This window comes from Streptomyces sp. HD (assembly GCF_028369295.1).
Taxonomy (GTDB): domain Bacteria; phylum Actinomycetota; class Actinomycetes; order Streptomycetales; family Streptomycetaceae; genus Streptomyces.
Window position 1 is genome coordinate 1 of sequence record NZ_JAQMYP010000130.1, and the last position, 2,807, is coordinate 2,807.

Consider the following 2,807-nt stretch of genomic DNA (forward strand, 5'->3'; position numbering starts at 1 on the left):
CGGACTGGGCGACGTAGTGGTTGGCGTCCGTCGAGTCGTACAGGACGTGGAAGAGCATCCCGGACTGAAGAGGGGTGAGCTTGTAGATGTCTTCGACGTTGCTCACTTCGAGAACCTTTCAAGAACGGAGGCCAGGCCCGTTTCGTCGAGGCCGGCGAGCGGAAAACTTGAACTGGACGCGGGCCCGTGGGTCTCCCGGGACTTCTCCTCCAGCAGTTCCTTCAGGTACTTCTGCAGGTTTCGGACAAGGTCCTGGACCGTGTTCGGGTCATGGCTGTGTTCTGCGTAGGCGAGTTCGAGTGCGAGTTCCTTGGCGTCGAGCCGGGCGGTCACCTCGACAGAGTTCGCCGGAACGCGAACCGGTCCGCGGTCCTCGGGCCAGGGGAGGGCAAGGTCGCTTGCGAATGCCGTGGGAAGCCGACGATCTTCGCGCACCACGGTGAGTGCGACGGCGGGCCGGGGGGCGTCGGAGCTGAAGACGTCGGCCGGCGACGCGGCCAGTTGCTCTCGTACGCCCGACAGGGACGAGTGCACGTCCGCGGCGTCCGTGGCCGACGGCTCGATGCGGAGGCAGCGTGTCAGGCAACCGACGGTGCGGGTGAGATTCATGCCCTCGCCGGGATGCTCACGGCCGCTGACCCGAAGCTCCACCGGCACGGGCTCCCTCAGCCAGTCACGGGCCGCCGACTGCAGCGCCGTGAGCACCACCTCGGTCAGCCGGATGTGCCGTTCCTCGGAGGTGTCGCCCGCCGAGGAGCCGAACACGGCCATGTCCGCCGGATCCATGTCCACCCGCGTCCGCAGATGCGCGGCTGTGTCTCCTGCCGTAAGGGGCGGCTCGTCGGCCGGCTCTGTGAACCGGGCCGACCAGGCGGCGAAGGATGTGCCCCGCAACGGCAGGACGACCTCCTCGTCCGCCGCCAGGGCCTGACAGGCCAGTTCCAGGCTGTCCAGCAGAATGGGCCAGGATTCCTCGTCCATGACGGCGGCATGAGCGACCAGGAGCAAGTACCTGCCGAGCCCACCGCCCAGGTCGAACAGGGCGCCACGCACCAGCGGCCCGTCCCACGGCCCCTGCGCCAAGTCCTGCGCGGCCGTGTTCAACAGTCTCCGGCTGTCTTCCGCTGTCCGGTCCGTGAGGTCCTGGTACGGCAGGTCCACGCTGTCACCGGCGATCGGGCACAACCGCTGGGAACCGTCCGGGGCCCGGTGCAGACTCAGCGCGTCATGGTGGCGGACCACCGCCGTGAGAGCCCGCCGCAGCAGTTCGCGGTCGAAGCCGGGGCAGGCCAGGAGTCGGTCGACCGTGCGACCGTATGTGAGGAGCGTGCGCTGGTACGGGGTCGCGGGCACGTCGTCGGCTGCCGTGGTGTCGGTGGATTCCTCGGGCCCCGCGTGGGCCGCCAGTTGCTCGACCGTGGGGTGCCGGAACACCATCGGCGGCGTGAGCTCAAGGCCGTACCGTCGTGCGCGGGTGATGAACTGGATGCTGAGGACGGAATCGCCGCCCAGCTCGAAGAAGTTGTCGTGGACGCCGACCCGGTCCACTCGAAGGACATCCCGCCAGAGGCGGGCGATCGCCTTCTCGGCCGGGGTGCGCGGAGCCACATAGCTCCCCTCCAGCTCGGGACGCAGTCCGTCCGGAGCGGGCAGCGCCTTACGGTCGATCTTCTTGTTCGCCGTGAGCGGCAGCTCGTCCAGCAGGACGAACGTGCTTGGCACCATGTACTCGGGCAGGCCGCGCGTGCACCACGCCCTCAGTACGGTCGTGTCCGGCCGGTCCGTGCCATGGGCGGGCACGCAGTACGCGACGAGTCGCTTGTTCCCGGGGGTGTCCTCCCGGACGACGACCACCGCGGTGTCCACGGCCTCGTGTGCCATCAGGGTGGACTCGACTTCTCCGAGTTCTATCCGGTGCCCGCGGACCTTGACCTGGTGGTCCATCCGTCCGAGGTACTCGATCGCTCCATCGGCCCGCCGCCGGACCAGGTCACCGGTGCGGTACACGCGGGCGTCGGGGTCGCTGGAGAAGGGGTGCGGGACGAATCGTTCCGCCGTGAGCTCCGGGCGGTTCAGATAGCCACGGGCGACTCCGGTCCCGCCGATCCACAGCTCGCCGGGCACTCCAACGGGAGCCGGCTGGTGGCCGCGGTCCATCACGAACAGCTCCGTGTTCGCGATCGGGCCTCCGATGGTCACCGAATCCGCACCGGGTTCGATGTCCGCGGCCAGGGACCAGATGGTGGTCTCGGTGGGGCCGTAGAGATTGGTGACGCGGCCGGCCCGGGACGTGAGGCGTGCGGCCAGATCCGCGGAGAGTGCCTCGCCACCGGTCAGCACGTGCAGGTCGCTGCTCCGGCCGGGCATGACGTCCACCACCATCTGCCACACGGACGGCGTGGCCTGCATGAGGGTGATCTTCCGCTGCTCCAGCAGGGTGACGAGCTCACGGGGATCCCGGACCTGTTCCCTGCCGGCCAGCACAACCGCGCCCCCGGTGACCAGCGGCAGGTACAACTCCAGGTTGGAGATGTCGAACATGACCGTCGTCACCGACAGCAGCCGGTCCTCGGCCGTGACACCCAGACGGTCCCGCATGGCGAGGAGGAGGTTTGTCAGGGCCTTGCGGGGTACGCCCACGCCCTTCGGGGTGCCGGTCGAACCCGACGTGTAGATGACATATGCAAGGTCGTCGGGAGTGGCCCGGGACACCACGTCCAGCCCCGGATCCTCAGCCGACTCGCTCAGCACCGGCGCGTCCACACAGACCACCACCGCCCCGGTGTCCGGCAGCCGGTCTCGCAGCA

General features: G+C 68.9%; 1 protein-coding gene. It reads right to left on the reverse strand.

Annotated elements, in window-relative coordinates; genetic code table 11:
* Positions 1-102: 102 nt before the first annotated feature.
* Positions 103-2,807, reverse strand: a 2,705-nt coding sequence (locus POF73_RS45595; RefSeq protein ID WP_272125437.1) for an amino acid adenylation domain-containing protein, incomplete at its 5' end; no start/stop codon positions are given.